Source organism: Shewanella jiangmenensis, from assembly GCF_018596335.1.
Lineage (GTDB): Bacteria > Pseudomonadota > Gammaproteobacteria > Enterobacterales > Shewanellaceae > Shewanella > Shewanella jiangmenensis.
In genome coordinates, this window is record NZ_JAHEPS010000004.1 from 325,989 (window position 1) to 345,556 (window position 19,568).

Below are 19,568 nucleotides of genomic sequence, written 5' to 3' on the forward strand. Positions count from 1 at the left end.
GTCGGGTTTTGTCATGCGCGTTGAAGCCAGCCTTTTCAACTATCCAAAATACTGGGCCGAGTGTTACGGCACAGCTCCTTTTTTGCCTATGTCCCGCGCCGAGATGGACAAGCTGGGCTGGGACAGCTGCGACATTATTATCGTCACCGGCGATGCCTATGTGGATCACCCAAGCTTCGGCATGGCGGTGATTGGCCGCATGCTCGAGGCTCAGGGGTTCAGGGTCGGCATTATTTCCCAGCCCGACTGGTCCAGCAAAGACGATTTTATGAAGCTTGGTCGCCCCAACCTGTTTTTTGGGGTGACGGCGGGCAACATGGACTCGATGATCAACCGCTACACGGCCGACAGAAAACTGCGCCATGACGATGCCTACACCCCGGGCGATGTGGGCGGCAAACGCCCCGACCGCGCCGTGACTGTGTACACCCAGCGCTGCAAAGAAGCCTTTAAAGAAGTGCCCGTGGTGATTGGCGGTATCGAGGCCAGCCTGCGCCGCATCGCCCACTACGATTATTGGTCCGATAAAGTGCGCCGCAGCGTGATTTTCGATGCCAAGGCCGACATTCTGGTGTACGGCAACGCCGAGCGGCCGCTGGCCGAAATCGCCCATCGTCTGGCCCGTGGTGAAAGTGCCAGTGAGCTGACCGATGTACGCGGCACAGCCGTTATCAGCAAAACTGCCATGCCCGGCTGGCGCGGCATGGATTCGCGCAAAATCGACCAGCTGCATAAAATCGACCCTATTCCAAACCCTTACGGTGCCGATGACGTGGGCTGTCAGAATCTCTCTGGCCCCACAGATAAAAAAGTCTTTAACGATGAAACCGCGCCCGATGGCGTGACCGTGGCCAAGCCCATCAGCATTCAGCCGCCCAAGCCGCGCCCATGGGAGCAGACCTATGTGCTCCTGCCAGCCTTTGAGCGGGTGAGCGAAGACAGATACCTCTACGCCCACGCCTCGCGCATTCTGCACCAGGAGCAAAACCCCGGCTGTGCCCGTGCGCTGTTCCAGCCCCATGGCGATCGCGGCGTGTGGGTCAATCCGCCGGCCTGGCCATTGTCCACCGAAGAGATGGACTCGGTGTTCGACCTGCCTTATCAGCGGGTGCCTCATCCTGCCTATGGCAAGGAAAAAATTCCTGCTTACGACATGATTAAGACTTCCATCAACATCATGCGGGGCTGTTTTGGCGGCTGCTCTTTCTGCTCTATTACCGAGCATGAAGGCCGGATCATCCAGAGCCGTTCAAAAGAATCTATTGTTCGTGAAATCAAAGATATTCAGGCTAAGGTGCCCGGCTTTACCGGGGTAATTTCTGACCTTGGTGGCCCCACCGCCAACATGTACCGTTTGGGCTGTAAGAGCGAAAAGGCCGAGAAGACCTGTCGTCGCCTCTCCTGTGTGTATCCGAGCATTTGCGGCCATCTGGACACAGATCATCAGCACACCATCGACCTGTACCGCGCCGCCCGTGACGTGCCAGGCATCAAAAAGGTGCTGGTGGCCTCCGGCGTGCGTTATGACCTCGCCATCGAAGATCCGCGCTATGTGAAGGAGCTGGCCAAGCACCATGTGGGCGGCTACCTCAAGATTGCTCCCGAGCATACCGAAGAAGGGCCGCTGTCGAAGATGATGAAGCCCGGCATGGGCGCCTACGACAAGTTTAAAGAGCTATTCGACAAGTACTCGAAAGAGGCGGGCAAGGAGCAGTTCCTTATCCCTTACTTCATCTCGGCTCACCCGGGCACCACAGATGAAGACATGCTCAACCTGGCGCTGTGGCTTAAGGAGCGCAAGTTCAAGCTGGATCAGGTGCAGAACTTCTACCCATCGCCCATGGCCAACGCCACCACTATTTATCACACCGAGCTGAACTCGCTGAAAAACGTCAAGCACAGCAGCGAGCAGGTGCCGGTGCCGAAAAAAGGCCGCCAGCGCCGTTTGCACAAGGCGCTGCTGCGCTACCATGACAGCGCCGGCTGGCCGCTTATCCGTGAAGCCCTGATTGCCATGGGCAAGGAGCACCTGATAGGCACAGGCCCACAGCATCTGGTGCCGCCGGAAGGCCGCGCCGAGCAATGGGCTGCCAAGGGGCAAAATGGCAAGGCTGATAAGGGCCAGAAAGCCTTCACCCGCTTCAGCAGCAATCAGTTTGACGATCGCAAAGGCTCGGCCGAGAAGGGCGCTGGCAAGCAGTCCAACGCCAAGGCAAACGGCAAGGCAAAGGCTGGCCAAGGGCAGGCTCAGGGTAAGACTCAGGGCAGCAGTCAGGCTAAGACTCAGGGGAACAGTACGAGTCAGGCTCAAGGCAAAGGCGGCAATCAGCGCCCCGGTGCCAAACCTATATTCGGCAAGCCAAAACCTGCCGGACAAGGTCAGGGCCGCAAGTCGAGCAAATAAGCTAGAGTCATAAATACGAAGCTTGAGTCATAAAAAACGCCGCACCATGCGGTGTTTTTTATGGCGATGCCACAATGCGGCGTTTTTTTATGGCGATGCCACGCTGCGGCTTCATATCGCCGCAAACTCTTGCTGCAGCCAATGGGCGAAGGCGCGCACCCTGTGGTTATGTTCGCGCTTGGGGTTTAGCCGCAGGCAATAGTTGTAGCCTGCAAATTCCGGCAGGTGGCTTTGCTTTGCAAGCCACCCTTGTTTGACCACGGATTCTGCGAGCACATTGCTGATAAGCGCCATCCCTTGCCCCGCCAGTGCCGCCTGCAGTGTGTACTGTTCCTGCTCGAAACTTTTGATAGTAAAGCCCAAACCGCCAACATATTGCTGCCATGGCAGATTGCCAAGGGCGCTGCTCTCCCGCCAGTGAGTCACAAACAGTCTGCCCGATGGCTGAGGGTTGGTACTCAGTTGGTAGCAGCTTTGGGTCTCGGTCGCGAGCAGGATTTCCCCCTCATTCACTCCTTTACCGTAGCGCAGGGCGATATCGAGCTGCGTGGCTTCGCTGAAGTCTTGCAGGCTGTCGCTTGCGAGGATTTGTACGTCGATGTCCGGATAGCGCTGCTGAAAATCTGCAAGCCTTGGTGCCAGCCACAGGGTGGCAAACGAGGTGCAGCATGACACAGTAATTTGCGTGGCAGGCCTGGTCAGCTCTGTCAGGGTGTTATTGAGTTCGCTGAACATGCGCTCTGTGGTCGCTGCCAGTTTTTCTCCTTCGGCGGTTAACACCACCTGGCGCACCTGCCGCTCGAACAGGCGAACATTCAAAAACTGCTCCAGATGCTTTATCTGATGAGAAATGGCGGTTGGCGTGACATTAAGTGCCTCGGCGGCGACTTTAAAACTGTTGAAATGGGCCGCTGCCGCAAAGGCTTTAAGGTTATTCAGCGAGGGTAACTGTGAAAACATGGCAACGACTATAGGTGAGGTAAGCTAAGTTATAGTGTGCGCTTTCTCGTTTGTCCGTCAAGGCGGTGCTTGCAAAAATGCCAGGGTCTTCATTACTTCAAGGAATTCCCATGGCCACATTATTACAAATCGACTCCAGCGCCCGCAGCTTTGACCCTGAAAAGTCACAGCATCAATCCATCTCACGAAAACTGGCCGATTGTTTTGTAAAAAAGCTATCGGGCGCAGTATACAGGTGCCCAGTACATTCAGCGTGACCTGGCACTTGCGCCACCAGATTTTATCAGCGTAGATTGGATTGCCGCCTGCTTTAAGAAGACGGAGCTTAGCGATGAAGAGGCGAAGGTATTGGCACTTTCAGATGAACTGATAGATGAGGTTGCGTCAGCCGATGTGATAGTGATTTCGGCGCCCATGTATAACTACGGCATGCCAGCGGCGCTGAAGGCCTGGTTTGATCAGGTCATACGTATCAACAAAACCTTTTCCTTTGATTTGGCCCGTGGTGATTGCCCGATAGAGCCGATTTTTGGCGGTAAAACCCTGGTGCTCTTAAGCTCCTGCGGCGAATCCGGCTTTGAGCCCGGCGGCGCCCAGGCCCACAAAGACCATCTCGTCGCCCACATTAAGCTGCTAAGTCGCTACCTCGGCGCCAACCGGTTTTTCCATATTGTAGCCGAATATCAGGAGTTTGGTGACGAGCGGCATCAAAAGTCAGTTGCCGAAGCACTTAAGAAGGCCGAGTTGCTTGCTGCCGAGCTGGCATCACCACTGGCAGCCTGGCGGTGAATAACCAGTTCAGGCGTTACCCTTCGGCAGCGGCAAGGCGTTATTGATAAGCCGCTGCACCTTTTCAAGCTTGGGGGCGATATATACCTGTCAGAAGGGGCGCTCGGGGTCGGTTTGATAGTAGTTTTGGCAAGCGAGGGGGCTTTGCCACTCCCTTCTGTAAGTCGAACGGCAACTCGGCAGAAGCAAAATGATAACGTAAAAAATTTCATGTTGTTGAGAGTCAGTTCATCTGGCATTGCTTTTTGTATGCCAGTTGCAGGTCAAGGTGGGTTTTATTAACATTAGCCCAACTTTTTGTATCAATGTGCTACATAAGTGACGCCTTGTATTTTTATAGTGTTCGGCCTCATATTTTCAATATTTAATGCTGTTCAGTAATTGAATAAAGCCATTAAAATTCAGTCGCGTTTATTTGGAAACTGTTTTCTGAGAAGCGGAAAATAATTGAGCGAGTGAGTCCATTCTGATCGAGTAAAAAATAACCTGCCGTTGTAATTAATTAACTATTTGAGTCTTGTCATTTTTTTGACAGTGGCCATAATTTGGTCATTTTTAGGTGGTTGACTCTAAAGTAGTACTATGCATAATGCCACGCTGTAGCAAGGACGCAGGGTATTTTTCGCCTTTTTAAGAAGCAGTTAAGTTTCGTTCTTCTCGCAACGTCAAGGGACTCTGGCTTGTCTGATTGTTATTTAGCCTCCCTAATGACTTGCTCATCCTGCTCCCGCTGCAAAATAACGTTTAAGTGTACCTTTATCCTTTTTTGATGAATCCAGTGGTTTAAAAAACTGCAGTAAAGCCAATTGCTTTGCCATAGGGCTGGATGAGCATTCATTAGAAGGGGTGTTGGCTAAGTCGTTGAAAATAAAATGAAAATATTTTTAGCTCCACAGTCTGACTGTTATGGGGCGTGCGGTAGCTATGCCCCTGGCAAAGCTATGGCGACAAAAAGCGGTGCCCATAAAAAAGTGGGTTGCAGGTGTGGTTTTTAATATTCGATTAATACTTGGCTGGTAGTGCCTGTGAAAAAATAAGATTGAATGCTCAGTCAGGGTGCAGGGTAATTCACTTTCACCCGTAAAGTTTTTCAAAATAAAAATCTTAAAACCACATCGTTAAAAGTGAGTCTTGTAGGTCGAGAAATATGTCTTCTGCAGCAAAGTTCAGGCGCAGTCACTGGCAAATAATGTGTGATGTCATTTTTGCGCTGATCATTCGTGAGCTCAAAACGCGTTTTGGGGCAAACCGCTTGGGCTACTTTTGGGCTTTGGCAGAGCCAATGGCTCAGGCTGGCATCTTGGTATTGATGTTTTCATTGATTGGAAGAAGCAGCCTTGCGGGCGTTCCGGTCGCCATGTTTATGTTGGTGGCAATTCTGCCATTTAAACTATTCAGTAAGATCTTGCCGCAATTATCTGCTGCGATTGAAGCCAACAAAGGTTTATTAGGCTATCGGCAGGTTACGGCGGCCGATCCGATAATCAGCCGGCTGATTATCGAGGTAATTACCTTTTTTATTGTGTATGTGCTGCTGATGGGCATTATGGCCTGGATTGGCTTTTCAGTGCTCCCCGACGACTTGCTACAGTTGCTCGCTGTAAGTGGGCTGACCTTGGTCATGGCCACGGGAATGGGGCTTATGCTGTGCGCCGCCACCACCTGGTGGAAAGATACCGGCAAGATAGTGTCCATGATAATGCAGCCTATGTTCATTGTTTCCGGAATCATGTTTAGCGCCACCATGATACCGCAGCAGTATTGGTTTTTGTTTGTCTGGAACCCCTTGTTCCATGTGACAGAGCTTAGCCGTGATGCGTATTTCAGCGCTTACCAAACCCCGGTAGGAAGTTTCGAATATCTTGGCCTTTGGGCGATTGCCAGTTTCACCCTGGGTTTAATGGCTTTCCAGGTTAACCGGCAGAGGTTTATCACCTCATGATTTATTTTGACAACGTCAGCAAGTATTACCCCACCAAACAGGGGCGGCATTATGTGTTTCGCGAGCTTAATTTAAGCCTGCCCACTGATAGAAACATTGCCGTTTTAGGCCCTAACGGCGTGGGCAAATCAACACTCATCCGCATGATAGGCGGCACCGATTTGCCAAACGCAGGGCGCATCCATTCGCCGCAAAATATCTCCTGGCCTCTGGGGCTTCAGGGAGGGCTGCAAGGCTCGATGACGGCGCGGGAAAATGTGCGCTTTGTGGCCCGAATTCATGGCTATAAAGACACCAAACCCATAGAAGAGCGGGTGCAGGAGTTTGCCGAAATCGGCAAGTACTTTGATGAGCCGGTAAAAACCTACTCCAGCGGTATGCGCTCGCGGGTGACCTTTGGCCTCACCATGGCATTTGATTTTGATTTCGATGTGCTACTTATCGATGAACTGGGTGCCGTGGGTGATGCTAATTTTCGCAAAAAAAGTGAAGACCTGCTGCTCAGCAAATACGAAACGACCAAGCTCATCATGGTTAGCCATTCGGTGCCCAGTCTGAAGAAGTTCTGCCAGGCAGGACTGCTGATTAAAGATAAACAGTTACATTTCTTCGATGACTTAAATGAAGCCATCGAATTATACGAATTCACTTACGCAAAAAGATGATGAAAGACAATACAGTAAAATCAAATCAACCGCAGGGCACAGAGCAGCTTAGTCCGCTCAGGCGCAAGCTTCGCAAATTCAGAAAAGACCCCAAACTGTTTCTGGTGGATTCCAAAGCCTATATCGGCACCCGGCAAACCCTGTATTTTACCTGGGCCAAACTCGGCTCGTTTGTGTTGGTGCTGCTCGCCTCTCTGGTAGTGGTTGGGTATTACTCGGTCATTGCCTCGCCCCGCTACGCTAGCCAGGCGCAGTTTGTGGTAAAGCAGGCCAGTGATAACGATTTGCCGATTGCAGGCCTGGCGGCTATCGGTGCTGCGTCGCCTTCGACCCGGGATGCATTAATCCTGCAGGAATACCTGCAATCGATGGAGATGGCAGAGGCGCTAAACGCCGCAGTCAATCTGAAAGCCCATTATGAAAGCGAGCAGTGGGACAGACTCAGCCGGCTCGAATCGGGTAGCTCAAATGAAGAGTATCTGGACTTCTTTAAGCGCCATATTTCGGTTGAATACAACGAAATGTCCGAAATCCTGCGGGTAGAAATGCAGGCATTTACCCCTGAGTACGCGCTTACGCTGACCCAGGCCATGCTCAGTATCAGCGAGACATTTATCAACGAGCTTGGCGTCAACATGGCTAACTCTCAGCTTAAATACGCCCAGGAAGACGTTACTCGCAGCCATGAAAAACTCAAGCAACAGCAAGTCAGGTTGGTTGAATTTCAAAACACTCACAAGCTGATAAGCCCCGACACCCAGAGTGGCGCTCTGCTCAGCGCCGTACATCAGCTTGAAGCAGAAATTATCACCCAGGAGACGGAACTCAAGTCGCTGCAGGCCTATATGCGCCCGGATACAGCCCAGGTGAAGGCGCTTAAATTCCGCATCGATGCGTTAAAAGAGCAGCTGCAGCACGAAAAGGCCAAGTTGACCAGCTCCGACCAAGAGTCACTCAACCAACTGGCGGCAGATTTCAAAGAAATTGAGCTCAATACCAAGCTAAGCGCCGACCTCTATGCCTCGGCGCTGGCGAGTCTGGAAGTGGCACGTGCAGAGGCCATGAAAAAGCTCAAGCATTTGCTGATTGTTGAACAGCCAAGAATGGCAGAAGAAGACAGCTATCCACGACGCCTCTACAACATCACCACCTGGTTTGTGGTGTTGCTGCTGCTCTACTTTGTTGGACGGCTGACATTGGCCGTGATTAAGGAACACAGAGATTAAATCATGCGAAACCTCCTACTTTCAGCAAGTGTGCTGACTCTCAGTTTCATCATGGGTGTGCCGGCGCAGGCCGCTGTGTCATTCCAGCAGGATGTTGATGCTGAACAGGTTCAAACCATAGTCACCGAAGGTAAGCAAAACCGTTACGGCAGCTGGTTGTTTTCCGGCGCTTTTTCGCAGCACTCCTTTTCGGCCACCAACCCGGAATACCGCATTACCCAGGGCGATAAGTTACTCATCCAGGTGTGGGGCGGTATCGATTACCAGTCCGAAGTGCAGGTTGATCCACAGGGCAATATCTTCATTCCGAAGGTTGGCCCCATCAAGGTGCTCGGTGTCAGCAATGCCAAGCTGAACGACGTCATCTTAAGCAGCGTCAAGCGGGTGTATCAGTCGAATGTCGAGGTGTACGCCTCGCTGATGTCCAGCCAAACCGTGAAGGTGTTTTTGTCGGGCATGGTCAACAAGCCCGGCCTCTATGAAGGACAAAGCGCCGACAGCGTGCTGCGCTTTATCGATCAGGCTGGCGGCATTCGTAACGACATCGGCAGCTATCGCAACATTCAGGTTAAGCGTGGCAGCAAGGTAATAAGCCGCATCGACCTGTACGCGTTTTTGCAGTCCGGCACCATGCCTGCGCTGCAGTTGCAGGATGGCGACATCATCTTCATTGCCCCCAAGCAAGGTGAAATCACCCTCGAGGGGAAAATGGGCTTTGAAGGGCGTTATGAGCTCACCACCGAAAATACCCTCAAGCCCATTTTGGATGCCGTGGTTGCCGACGAGCAGGCCACCCACGTGACTATTGTTGCGCCGGATTTTCAATCCCGCACCCAAGTCAATGGCAACCGCCAGGTTAACGCAGTGCAATACAACATCGGCGAAGCGGCCAATATCAGGGTAGAGCCGGGCGCCCTGGTGAAGGTCACCGCCCAGCTGCGCCCCAACTCCATCAGTATCGACCTGATTGGCGAGCATAACTCCGCACAGGAAGTGGTATTGCCCTGGGGCGCCAGCCTTAAAGACTTGCTCGACAACACTGAGTTTACCCGCCTGTCCAACCCCGAAGCCGTGCAGCTTTACCGCGAATCGGTGGCCGAGCGTCAGTTCGAAATGCTGCAAGCCTCGCTGTCGGCACTGGAGCAATCTGTGCTCACCGCGCGCTCCGGCACCAAAGAGGCCGCCGAGCTTCGAGTGGCTGAGTCAGAGGTGATCCTGAAGTGGATTGAAAAGGCCCGCCAGGTTAAGCCCAAAGGCCAGGTACTGCTGACCAACAGCAGCGACCTGTCGCAAATCACCCTGCAGCAGGGCGACAAGGTGATTATTCCCGCCAAGCGCAATCTGGTGATTATCCACGGGGAAGTGATGTTCCCGACCGCCATCGCCTTTAACAGCGACATGTCGATAGTGGACTTCATCGACAAGGCCGGCGGCGCCAATCAGGACATAGACGACATGAACATTCTGGTGATGAAACCCAACGGCAGCTTTATCACCGGCAACGACCAGCTTAAACGCAAAGGGGTAGTCGGGCCGGGAGATGAAATCTTTGTACTGTCCAAGCCCGATGAAAAGGGTATGCAGTTTGCCAAAGACATCAGCCAGATCATCTTCCAGATAGCCATGTCAGCGGCTGTGGTGCTCAAGCTGTAAGCGCTGGGCGTCATTGAAATTGATTTAGAGAAGACGAGAGCAAGCATCTTGACCCTCGAAGGACGTTGGCCGCTCTTAAATGCGTCAGCGCACCTAACAAATTATCCCCCAGTAACAAGGTAAAGTAAGGACCCACAATGATTGAAATAGCCAAAAGCGAAACGCCGGTCAGGCGCAAAGGAATTATACTCGCTGGCGGATCAGGGACCAGGTTGTACCCTCTGACCCAGTCAGTCAGCAAGCAGTTGATGACTGTGTACGATAAACCCATGATTTATTACCCGCTCAGCACCCTGATGCTGGCGGGGATCAGAGAGATTCTGATCATTACCACACCGGACCAGCAAGAAGCGTTCAAAAAGCTCCTCGGTGATGGCAGTCAGTGGGGAATATCGCTCGAGTATGCGGTACAGCCAAAGCCGGATGGCTTGGCACAGGCCTTTATTATCGGCGAAGCCTTTATCGGCGACGCGCCTGTATGCCTTATCCTGGGGGATAACCTGTTTTTCGGCCATAACATGTCGCGGGAAATGCTGGAGGCTGTGTCGTGCGATCAGCAGGGCGCTTTGGTCTTTGGCTGCCACGTTAACAATCCCAAAGATTACGGCGTAGTGGAGTTTGATTCTGAAGGCAACGTCTTGTCATTGGAAGAAAAGCCCGAAAATCCAAAATCAGATTACGCGGTGCCAGGGTTGTATTTCTACGACAATCAGGTGGTTGAAATTGCCAAGAGCATCAAACCCTCGCCACGGGGTGAGCTGGAAATCACCGATGTAAATAAGGTTTATCTGGAGCGCAATGAGCTAAGGGTGCAACTGCTCAGTCGCGGTACCGCCTGGTTTGATACAGGTACCCACGACAGTCTGCTTGATGCCAGCATGTTCATTCAGACTATTAATAAGCGCCAGGGGCTCAAAATATGCTGCCCGGAAGAAATTGCCTTCCGCCTGGGCTTAATCAGCGCCCAGCAACTGAGAGAGCAGGCTATCAAGTATCAAAAAAGTAGCTATGGACAGTATTTGCTCAGTGTGTTGCAGTTGGCATCTCAGCCATCGCCCAACAAAAATCCAGTCCGCAGTCATCAGCTCAACAAACCGGTATTACTATGCGTTTAATCGACACCGCCATACCCGATGTGAAAATTGTCGAGCCTCAGGTATTCGGCGATGAGCGCGGCTTCTTTATGGAGACCTTCCGTGCCAGCCTGATGAATGAATTGACCGGCGGCAAGCCCTTTGTACAGGACAATCATTCAAAGTCAGGTCAGGGTACGCTGCGCGGCCTACATTATCAGATGCAACATACCCAGGGAAAACTGGTGCGTGTGGTGCAGGGCTGTGTATTTGATGTTGCGGTCGATATGCGTAAAAACTCCCCGACCTTTGGTCAATGGGTCGGGGTGGAGCTTTCAGCCGAAAACAAACGCCAGCTCTGGGTTCCTGAAGGCTTTGCCCATGGCTTTTATGTTATGAGTGAAACCGCCGAGTTCGTCTACAAGTGCACCGATTATTATGCTCCCGAGTTTGACCGCAGCCTGCTGTGGAACGATGTGGACGTAGGGATCGTATGGCCCCTGGTTGACGGCCAGCCACCGCTGTTGTCAGAAAAGGACAAGAACGGTAAGCCGTTCAGTGAAGCGGATACATTCTAAGACGTCAGTAAAGCTTCGCTTTACGACCTCGCCTTCCCGAAGGCGAGGTCGTGCTTAAACTCAAGGTTACAAATGAAAATACTGATAACAGGTAGTAATGGCCAGTTGGGGTTCGAACTTCAGCGCGCTGTGCCTGCCGGCGTCGAGGCTATTTTTACCGGCTCAGCCGAGCTTGATATCACCAACCCTGATGCGGTGCGGCGTGTGATTGCTGAGCTTAAGGCCGATGCAGTGATAAACGCTGCAGCCTATACCGCGGTAGATAAAGCCGAATCAGACAAAACACAATGTTACCGGGTGAATGCCGATGCCGCGGGGTATCTGGCAGCAGCCTGCCGCGAGAATGATGCGCGACTGGTACATGTATCTACCGACTTTGTTTTTGATGGCACAGCGCAGCGCCCTTATTTACCGCAGGATGCAACCGCGCCATTGAGTGTGTACGGTGATTCCAAGTTGCAGGGCGAGCAGCAAGTGCTGCAGGCACTGGCTGTTGATCATAAGGCCGGTTATGCCATTGTTCGCACCTCCTGGGTATACAGCAGCCACGGCAACAACTTTGTCAAAACCATGCTGCGGCTGATGAAAGAACGTGAGCAGCTGGGCATAGTTGCCGACCAGAGAGGTACCCCTACCTGGGCCTGTAATCTGGCCTGGGTGTGCTGGCAGTTGGCATTGCAGTCTGACGTTAACGGCATATTCCACTATTCAGATGGCAGCGCCGCTGGACATAACTGCAACCAGGGTATCAGCTGGTATGAGTTTGCTGCCGCTATTCAGGAAATCGGTATAGAACAGGGCCTGCTTGATAAAGCAATTCCGTTAAATGCCATCACTACAGCAGACTACCCGACCCCGGCCACGCGCCCAGCCTACAGCGTGATGGATACAGGTACCATACAAAACTCGCTTGGGTTTACCGCACCTTACTGGCGGGATAGCCTGCAAAAAATGATGCAAGCGCTATCACTTTAAAGAGCGAGCCTTCGGCTCTTCGAGGCCGCTGCGCTTTGAGAGCGCCAGCAAAGCTGGCTGCGATAAAAAGCAGAAAGCGCAGAAAGCGAAAAAAAGCAGAAAGCTAAAACCTAACCTCTCTTAGAAAAGCTTCGCTTTGTGCCCTCGCCCTCGAAATGAGCGCAGCGAACGCTATCGTCTTCTCGAAGGCCGCAGGCCGCTCTCGCATAAACAATGTTGCGCTCTCACTGTCGAAGTGATCGCAGCGAACGAACTAAACTAAAGGATTTAAAATGAGTAAGTTACTCGTTACCGGTGGTGCCGGTTTTATCGGTGCCAATTTTGTACATTATTGGATGGCGCAGCATCCCGAGGACACAATGGTTGTTCTGGATGCCCTGACTTACGCAGGCAATAAAGCCAATCTGGAGCCTGTAGCTGACAAGGCCAACTTCCACTTTGTGCACGGCAATATCTGCGATACCAATCTGGTGGAACAGCTGCTGACCGACCACGGTATCGATACTCTGGTGCACTTCGCCGCCGAGAGCCATGTAGACCGCTCGATTTCAGGCCCGGATGCCTTTATCGAAACCAATATTATCGGCACCTACAGCCTGCTGAAAGCTGCCAAAAAAGTGTGGATTGACGCCCCCAAGGCCAAAGGCGAGTCGCCATTGCCCCACCGCTTTCACCATGTCAGCACAGATGAAGTGTATGGCACCTTAAGCCCGACCGACCCGGCCTTTACCGAAGAGACCCCGTATGCGCCCAACTCGCCCTACTCGGCGAGCAAAGCGGCATCCGACCACCTGGTGCGTGCTTACCATCACACCTATGGGCTTGAGGTGACCACTTCTAACTGCTCCAACAACTACGGGCCATACCATTTTCCGGAAAAGCTGATCCCGCTCATTATCACCAACATTTTGGCCAATAAGCCGCTGCCGGTTTACGGCGATGGTCAACAGATCCGTGACTGGTTGTATGTGACAGATCATGCCCGCGGTATTGAACTGGTGCTTAAAAAGGGCCGTCTGGGTGAGTGTTATAACATCGGCGGCATTAACGAGTGGGCCAATATCGATATCGTTAAGTTGGTCTGTAAGCTGATGAATGAAGCATTTGCCACTAATCCAGAACTGGCAGCACTGTATCCAGCCGCCGAGGCCGCGATGGCGCAGCAGGCTGAGTCTCTAATCACCTTCGTCGAAGACAGGGCCGGCCACGACCGCCGTTATGCCATTGACCCAACTAAATCGACCAAAGAGCTGGGTTATCAACCAGCCGAAAGCTTTGAAACCGGCATCAGAAGGACTGTTGCGTGGTATTTGAATAATCAGGCGTGGTGGCAGCCACTAACCAAATAGATTATCACTTCGGATATAAAATGATTACAGCACAAGAAATTTTGAATAAACTGAACAAAAAAAAATCAAACTTGCCAGTATCTAATATTAAGAATATTCAGGTTTGGATAGACAGCTGCGGAAAGCTGGGGAATAGACACATAATTATCCAGGGTTGGGCATTCCACCCGGATATCGAAGACATTAGTTTTGATATTACCTTCAATGAAGAACATGAAGAATTTGAAAACTTAAACTGTCAAAATATCGAATTTGAAGTTATTCGCTCAACCAGACTGGATGTGAACAAACATTTTTCGTATTCAGATAACCGTAAGCGTTGGGGATTTGCGATTGTTGCTAACTGGTCATTCGAATTTGAACCGAGCCCTGACAAATTAAAAGTAGTCATATACTCTGATGATAGCAATAAAACGGTTCCTCTGCTTCCCTTCGTTCCCATCGCTGGTGAAACGTTGTTTGGGCACTGTATCACTTGGCGCAGTGAAGAACGTCTCAAGTTAATGTCAGTTTTGCATTCAATGGTTGGTGATAAGGTATTTGAACTCCCTGGGTTAAAAGTAGCTGATGCACATGTTTTGCGAGAGCGCATAGAGTGGAATCTTGATAATGTACTTGCGATTCCTGGACATGGAGTATTTATTTCTGGGTGGCTACTTGATCCTGAGCAAACCCTTGCCGGTATATTTGTCCGTTCGCAGGATGCTAGTTACAGCGAAAATTTGGTGTTCAAAAGCGCAAGATATCCTAGGCAAGACGTAATAGATGCCTTTCCAGGAAAAGCACAAAGCTCTTACCAGGCAGGCTTGTTTGCCTGGATTGAAATGCCACACCTTATCGAACACTCTTCGCTGGAAATGGTGTTTGTTACTAAGCTTGGCGTTATAACGATAATTAAAATAAAACAAAGTAATGTTAGAGATGATATCACCCTGCCTAGTCAGCAAGTATTAGTTAACTTCCACGTAGGCAGACCTGACTATCAAGAAGTCATGACAACACATATAGGCCCAGCGCTTACCGCACTTTGGGATAACAGGAAACAACTATTGGGCACTCCAATGGTTGAGGTGCATCAATTTGGAAAAACAATAACCAATCCCAAACGAAGTATTATAGTCCCCTTATATGGACGATATGATTTCTTGCTGCATCAAGTAGTGCAGTTTACTAAAGACCCGGATTTTGACAAAACAGAGCTTATTTATGTTCTGGACGATCCAAAACTCTATAGTCAGTTTATCCCTTTTTGCCATGATACAAGTAAGTTGTTCCCAGTATCATTTAAAGTCATTTATGGCGGTCGAAATCTTGGTTATGCAGGGGCCAACAATTTAGGAACTCAATATGCTACAACTGATCAATTGGTTCTGCTTAATAGCGATATTATTCCCAGCCAGCCGGGCTGGCTCAGCCGTATAGAGAATGCACAGCATAAGCTAAAAGACCTGGGGGTAGTAGCACCCAAACTGGTATTTGATGATGGCAGCATCCAGCACTTGGGTATGAGCTTTGTTAAAGCGCCTGAATTTGGTGATCTTTGGCTTAATCAACACCCTGGCAAAGGCACTCCCGAGTGGTTAGCTGACGTAAAAACGGAAATGGAGTCTCCCGCCGTCACCGGGGCATGCATGTTTATCTCAAAATCCCTTTACTTGAAAGTAGGTGGACTGGATGAGACTTACGTATTGGGTGACTTTGAAGATTCAGACCTATGCCTCAAGCTAAGAAGTATGGGTTATAAACATTATGTACTGGGTAATGAAAAACTTTATCATCTTGAACGGCAATCACAGGATCTGTTTGAGAACCGTGACTGGAAATTCAAAATCACTCTATATAATGCCTGGCAACATACACAACGCTGGGGTAAATTGATCGAAGAACTTGTTGCATAAAAATATCATGAAAAAACAAAAAATATTAATTATTGCCCATGGTCATCCTGATCATAGCAAAGGTGGTGCTGAAGTTGCGGCATATAATCTTTTTAAGGAATACCAAAATCAGGGTATAGACACTTTGTTTCTGGCAAGAACAGACAAGCCATCTCATGGTGGCTCGGCATTCTCGACCATCAACTCTGACCGGGAAATATTGTTTCACACCTATATGTCAGATTTCTTTTTGTTCCAATCCGGGCATAAAAAGCACATATGGCAAGACTTCAGAGCGCTGTTAAAGCGTTATCAACCAACAGTCGTACATTTTCACCACTATATTCATATGGGGCTGGAGTTGATCAGGGAAGTAAAAAATACCCTACCTGATTGTAAAATAGTACTGACACTGCATGAATACTTGGCTATCTGTGCCAATAACGGCCAAATGGTGAAGCCCGGCAAGCAAATGAAGCTATGCTATAAATCATCACCCGCAGAGTGTGCTCGTTGCTTCCCTGAACGTAGTCCAGCGGATTTCTTTTTACGGGAACAATATATAAAATCGATATTTGAACTCGTTGACATCTTTATCTCACCAAGTTACTTCTTGATTGACCGATACAAAGCCTGGGGGATCCCTGAAAGCAAAATGGTCATGATTGAGAATGGCCAGCCAGAGGTAGAAACTCCGGCGCCAAGGCCGTTGGCCGAAGGCGAAGTGCGTGGACGCTTCGCATTTTTTGGCCAAATCAACCCATTCAAAGGCGTTGATGTACTGTTAGAAGCCTTTAATCTATTACCTGAGGATATCAAACAGCAAGTGCACTTGGATATTCATGGCGCCAACCTGGAAATCCAAACGCCAGAATTTCAGGAGAAGATTAATAAACTGCTGGATGACTTAGGTGATCTAGTCACTATGCATGGCTCTTATGAATCCCATGAAATAGGTCGATTAATGGAAGCGACCGATTGGATGATTATCCCATCAGTTTGGTGGGAGAACTCACCGATTGTTATTCAGGAAGCCTTTAACCATGGTCGGCCGATTATCTGTAGTGATATTGGTGGAATGGCAGAGAAGATTATAGATAGTGAAACAGGGATTCATTTCAGAGCACGGCATGCTATGGATTTGGCTAAGAAAATTGAAAATAGCATCAATGGATGCATTTTTGATTCATTATGTCAGAAAATTCAGAAGCCTTTGACTATAAGAAAATGCAGAGAATTACATGATGAAGCTATTGCATAAAGGTAAGGTTTTTCTGACATGGTTTTAATTGAATTTAATATATGGTGAGTTAAAATGGATGGCAAATATATCCATATATTAGCCTATCACTGTAAATGATGAGTTTTTAAATTTTTTAGATCGGCCTAAACATGACTCAGTATACAATAGATGAAATAAACAAATCCTATGACATTGCTATAGATATTTTGAATGAAAATCCGAGCATTCATTTCAAAGGTGTAATAAGTAATACGCCTCTCACACTAAATGTTAACAGTGAGATGAGGTTTTTACTATTGAGTTTGCAAATAGAAACTTGTTTTCATTTGGACTTTATAAAAATATTTGATGTTAATGGGGAGCCAATACTTAGTAGTGTTCAAACAAAGATAAGTTCTTTTTTCAATGATGATGTAAAACATGCTGGGATAGATCTATTAAATGGACATCCAAACGGAGGTTGTGGATTTCATACGAAAAATGAGCACTCACCTTGGTTTTTTATTGATCTAGGTGAATTAAAGGAAGTAAAAGAGATTCAAATTTTCAATCGCGATGATAAATTTTACCTAAGGGCATTAAGTCTGAAAGTAGATATATCTAGTAATTTATCGCAGTGGACCAATATATACGATGCCCTTGAGAACGTTAAAAAAGTTCCAAATACAGCAGAGAATAAATTGGTTATAGCTTTCCTCGAATCAGATCTATTAATACCAACTAAGATCTCAAATATTCTAAGTGACAAGGGATATTTTAAAGATAGTGATGCCTGTAGAAATCATGTTTATACTTTAGTAAATAAGTTAGTCGAAAAATATAATGTTGCATTGTGCTCTCATGGGTTTGTTGAGACATTTAATTTTTCTTCTGACATTAAGAAAAATATAATATATTCAGAGTTAAGTACTCTTTTATCCTGGTTCAATAATGAATTTAATATCTCGGCGTTTGTTTCTTCAGGGACGCTTTTAGGAATAGTTAGAGATGGAAAATTTATTGACCACGATGATGATGTTGACATCTGTTATATAAGTAATGAAATTGATGAGAGGCTAATTCTTCAAGAAAGAATACAAATTATTAACCTACTGATTGATAAAGGGTGTGAGGTTCAATTTTCGAACGAAGCCCATTTGTGGTGCACAATGCCAAATGGGACTAGTGTCGATATTTTTACCGGTTTCATAGAAGATGGATTTTGTAGTATGAATCCATTTTCAAGAAAATCGATCTTGGCTAATGACATTCTGCCTACAAAACTGTTTTACGTAGACGAGTTCCCTATGTTTTTACCATCAAACCCAGAAGTTGTGCTAGATGCTAATTATGATAATAACTGGAGGGTCCCTGATCCATTATGGAGATTTGATTGGTCGAACGCATATCGAAGTTTTAAATTTTTATACGAGAAGCTATTATGATAACCGTTATTACTTTCGGTACTTTCGATGTTTTTCATGTTGGTCATGTTAATATTTTGCAACGCGCGGCCTCTTTAGGAGATCAGCTAATTGTTGGAGTTTCAAGTGATGAATTGAATTTCAGCAAAAAGCAGCGATATCCGGTCTATCATGAAAGTGACAGAATTAAAATAATTAATGGCCTCAGGTATGTTAATTTTTGCTTTGTAGAGGAATCTCTTGAATTAAAGAGAGAGTATATCTTGAAGTACAATGCAGATATTCTCGTTATGGGTGACGACTGGAAAGGTAAATTTGATTATCTTAAAGATATTTGCGAGGTTGTGTATTTACCCAGAACTCCGTCAGTTTCAACAACTGAATTGATTGAAATAATCAGTAGCACGAAGCAATCATGAAAGCCATAATACCCGTCGCTGGCGTCGGCACCCGTACGTGCCCATCATCGATAATTCGCTGAGCCAATATGTGGTGAATGAAGCGGTAGCTGCTGGTATTAAAGAAATTGTGCTGGTGACTCATTCCAGCAAAAACAGCATTGTAAACCACTTTGATACCAGTTTTGAGCTGGAAGCAACCTTGATGAAGCGGGTAAAGCGGCAACTGCTTGAAGAAGTGCAGGCAATATGCCCACCCTATGTGACTATCATCCATGTGCGCCAAGGGGCATGGGCATGCAATAAACTGCGCCAGAGGTGTCGTCGGCGACGCACCATTTGCTGTATTGCTGCCAGATGTAATTGTGGACGAATACCATAGCGACCTGAAGCAGGACAACCTTGCGAAGATGGTGGCTCGTTTTAAAAAGTCTGGCCACAGCCAGATTATGGTCGAGCCTGTACCGCAAGAATTGGTTTCAAGCTATGGGGTGGCAGATTGTGGCGGCGAATCCCTTACTGCTGGCCAATCCAAACCTATGACTGCCGTGGTAGAAAAGCCTGCATTGGCAGAGGCTCCGTCGAACCTTGCTGTGACAGGTCGCTATGTGCTCGATAAGGCGATTTGGGCATTGCTGGCCAACACCGCCCCTGGCGCTGGCGGTGAAATTCAACTGACAGATGCGATTGCTGCATTAATGCAAAGCCACACCACTGAGGCGTATCACATAGTGGGTAAAAGCCATGACTGTGGCAGTAAAGCAGGCTATATGCTGGCCAATATCGAATATGGCTTGCGCCATAAAGATGCTGCAGATGCATTGCACGGTTTTTTTGCGGTAGCAGTGTCAGGTCGCTCGAAAAATAGCATGAACGGGTATGTATGATTGTAAACGTTTTAACAATTAAGATACGTCAGCGTCAACTTAATAGAATATTGACACTTTCGCTTTAACCGTTGTTGAAATTAAATCTTTTGAATATGTTTTACATTTACCTTTCCCTTCTATTGTCTCGAAGACACAGGTGGCCA

General features: G+C 48.5%; 15 protein-coding genes and 1 pseudogene. 15 read left to right on the plus strand and 1 reads right to left on the minus strand.

Going from position 1 to position 19,568, the window contains the following annotated elements; all coding sequences use genetic code 11:
• The first annotated feature begins 13 nt into the window (after positions 1–13).
• Complete coding sequence (locus tag KJI95_RS12490; RefSeq protein WP_214507533.1) at positions 14–2,404, plus strand: YgiQ family radical SAM protein; 2,391 nt, start codon at positions 14–16, stop codon at positions 2,402–2,404.
• 111 nt (positions 2,405–2,515) lie between these two features.
• On the opposite strand, the gene KJI95_RS12495 is transcribed toward KJI95_RS12490, so the two are convergent.
• Positions 2,516–3,364, minus strand: a complete 849-nt coding sequence (locus KJI95_RS12495) for a LysR family transcriptional regulator (protein WP_214507534.1) — start codon at positions 3,362–3,364, stop codon at positions 2,516–2,518.
• Positions 3,365–3,622: 258 nt separating this feature from the next.
• Between KJI95_RS12495 and KJI95_RS12500 the strand changes: the two genes are divergently transcribed.
• From KJI95_RS12500 to KJI95_RS12565, 14 genes and pseudogenes are all read left to right on the plus strand, one after another.
• Complete coding sequence (locus tag KJI95_RS12500; protein WP_349356736.1) at positions 3,623–4,153, plus strand: FMN-dependent NADH-azoreductase; 531 nt, start codon at positions 3,623–3,625, stop codon at positions 4,151–4,153.
• Between the two features lie 1,147 nt (positions 4,154–5,300).
• Positions 5,301–6,095 (plus strand): ABC transporter permease, encoded by a 795-nt coding sequence (locus KJI95_RS12505; protein ID WP_214507535.1) that lies wholly within the window; start codon positions 5,301–5,303, stop codon positions 6,093–6,095.
• Positions 6,092–6,760 (plus strand): ABC transporter ATP-binding protein, encoded by a 669-nt coding sequence (locus KJI95_RS12510; RefSeq protein WP_214507536.1) that lies wholly within the window; start codon positions 6,092–6,094, stop codon positions 6,758–6,760. Before KJI95_RS12505 ends, KJI95_RS12510 begins: the two co-directional genes overlap by 4 nt.
• Positions 6,760–7,986 (plus strand): KpsE/RkpR family capsule polysaccharide export protein, encoded by a 1,227-nt coding sequence (locus KJI95_RS12515; protein ID WP_250885800.1) that lies wholly within the window; start codon positions 6,760–6,762, stop codon positions 7,984–7,986. Before KJI95_RS12510 ends, KJI95_RS12515 begins: the two co-directional genes overlap by 1 nt.
• 3 nt (positions 7,987–7,989) lie before the next feature.
• Positions 7,990–9,639 carry a polysaccharide biosynthesis/export family protein gene (locus KJI95_RS12520; protein WP_214507538.1) on the plus strand — a complete coding sequence of 550 codons (1,650 nt, stop codon included), beginning with the start codon at positions 7,990–7,992 and terminating at the stop codon, positions 9,637–9,639.
• A 137-nt stretch (positions 9,640–9,776) separates the two neighbouring features.
• Positions 9,777–10,754, plus strand: coding sequence for a glucose-1-phosphate thymidylyltransferase RfbA (rfbA, locus tag KJI95_RS12525; RefSeq protein ID WP_214507539.1), 978 nt, complete (start codon positions 9,777–9,779; stop codon positions 10,752–10,754).
• Positions 10,745–11,290, plus strand: a complete 546-nt coding sequence (gene rfbC / locus KJI95_RS12530) for a dTDP-4-dehydrorhamnose 3,5-epimerase (protein ID WP_214507540.1) — start codon at positions 10,745–10,747, stop codon at positions 11,288–11,290. Before rfbA ends, rfbC begins: the two co-directional genes overlap by 10 nt.
• 72 nt (positions 11,291–11,362) lie before the next feature.
• Complete coding sequence (rfbD, locus tag KJI95_RS12535) at positions 11,363–12,265, plus strand: dTDP-4-dehydrorhamnose reductase (protein ID WP_214507541.1); 903 nt, start codon at positions 11,363–11,365, stop codon at positions 12,263–12,265.
• A 272-nt stretch (positions 12,266–12,537) separates the two neighbouring features.
• Positions 12,538–13,614: a dTDP-glucose 4,6-dehydratase gene (gene rfbB / locus KJI95_RS12540; protein WP_214507542.1), complete on the plus strand. Its 1,077-nt coding sequence runs from the start codon at positions 12,538–12,540 to the stop codon at positions 13,612–13,614.
• Between the two features lie 20 nt (positions 13,615–13,634).
• Positions 13,635–15,512 (plus strand): glycosyltransferase, encoded by a 1,878-nt coding sequence (locus tag KJI95_RS12545; protein WP_214507543.1) that lies wholly within the window; start codon positions 13,635–13,637, stop codon positions 15,510–15,512.
• 7 nt (positions 15,513–15,519) lie between these two features.
• Positions 15,520–16,752 carry a glycosyltransferase family 4 protein gene (locus tag KJI95_RS12550; RefSeq protein WP_214507544.1) on the plus strand — a complete coding sequence of 411 codons (1,233 nt, stop codon included), beginning with the start codon at positions 15,520–15,522 and terminating at the stop codon, positions 16,750–16,752.
• Positions 16,753–16,883: 131 nt separating this feature from the next.
• Positions 16,884–18,158, plus strand: a complete 1,275-nt coding sequence (locus KJI95_RS12555; RefSeq protein ID WP_214507545.1) for a discoidin domain-containing protein — start codon at positions 16,884–16,886, stop codon at positions 18,156–18,158.
• Positions 18,155–18,556: an FAD synthase family protein gene (locus KJI95_RS12560; RefSeq protein WP_214507546.1), complete on the plus strand. Its 402-nt coding sequence runs from the start codon at positions 18,155–18,157 to the stop codon at positions 18,554–18,556. The genes KJI95_RS12555 and KJI95_RS12560 overlap by 4 nt, the downstream gene beginning before the upstream one ends.
• Positions 18,553–19,422, plus strand: a pseudogene (locus KJI95_RS12565) (sugar phosphate nucleotidyltransferase). The gene KJI95_RS12560 and the pseudogene KJI95_RS12565 overlap by 4 nt, the downstream one beginning before the upstream one ends.
• Positions 19,423–19,568: the final 146 nt, after the last annotated feature.

Excerpts from the sequence above, each read along its gene's own strand:
- KJI95_RS12490 (WP_214507533.1), top strand. The coding sequence starts at position 14 with ATGCGCGTTGAAGCCAGCCTTTTCAACTATCCAAAATACTGGGCCGAG.
- KJI95_RS12495 (WP_214507534.1), bottom strand. The coding sequence starts at position 3,364 with ATGTTTTCACAGTTACCCTCGCTGAATAACCTTAAAGCCTTTGCGGCA.
- KJI95_RS12505 (WP_214507535.1), top strand. The coding sequence starts at position 5,301 with ATGTCTTCTGCAGCAAAGTTCAGGCGCAGTCACTGGCAAATAATGTGT.
- KJI95_RS12510 (WP_214507536.1), top strand. The coding sequence starts at position 6,092 with ATGATTTATTTTGACAACGTCAGCAAGTATTACCCCACCAAACAGGGG.
- KJI95_RS12515 (WP_250885800.1), top strand. The coding sequence starts at position 6,760 with ATGAAAGACAATACAGTAAAATCAAATCAACCGCAGGGCACAGAGCAG.
- KJI95_RS12520 (WP_214507538.1), top strand. The coding sequence starts at position 7,990 with ATGCGAAACCTCCTACTTTCAGCAAGTGTGCTGACTCTCAGTTTCATC.
- rfbA (WP_214507539.1), top strand. The coding sequence starts at position 9,777 with ATGATTGAAATAGCCAAAAGCGAAACGCCGGTCAGGCGCAAAGGAATT.
- rfbC (WP_214507540.1), top strand. The coding sequence starts at position 10,745 with ATGCGTTTAATCGACACCGCCATACCCGATGTGAAAATTGTCGAGCCT.
- rfbD (WP_214507541.1), top strand. The coding sequence starts at position 11,363 with ATGAAAATACTGATAACAGGTAGTAATGGCCAGTTGGGGTTCGAACTT.
- rfbB (WP_214507542.1), top strand. The coding sequence starts at position 12,538 with ATGAGTAAGTTACTCGTTACCGGTGGTGCCGGTTTTATCGGTGCCAAT.
- KJI95_RS12545 (WP_214507543.1), top strand. The coding sequence starts at position 13,635 with ATGATTACAGCACAAGAAATTTTGAATAAACTGAACAAAAAAAAATCA.
- KJI95_RS12550 (WP_214507544.1), top strand. The coding sequence starts at position 15,520 with ATGAAAAAACAAAAAATATTAATTATTGCCCATGGTCATCCTGATCAT.
- KJI95_RS12555 (WP_214507545.1), top strand. The coding sequence starts at position 16,884 with ATGACTCAGTATACAATAGATGAAATAAACAAATCCTATGACATTGCT.
- KJI95_RS12560 (WP_214507546.1), top strand. The coding sequence starts at position 18,155 with ATGATAACCGTTATTACTTTCGGTACTTTCGATGTTTTTCATGTTGGT.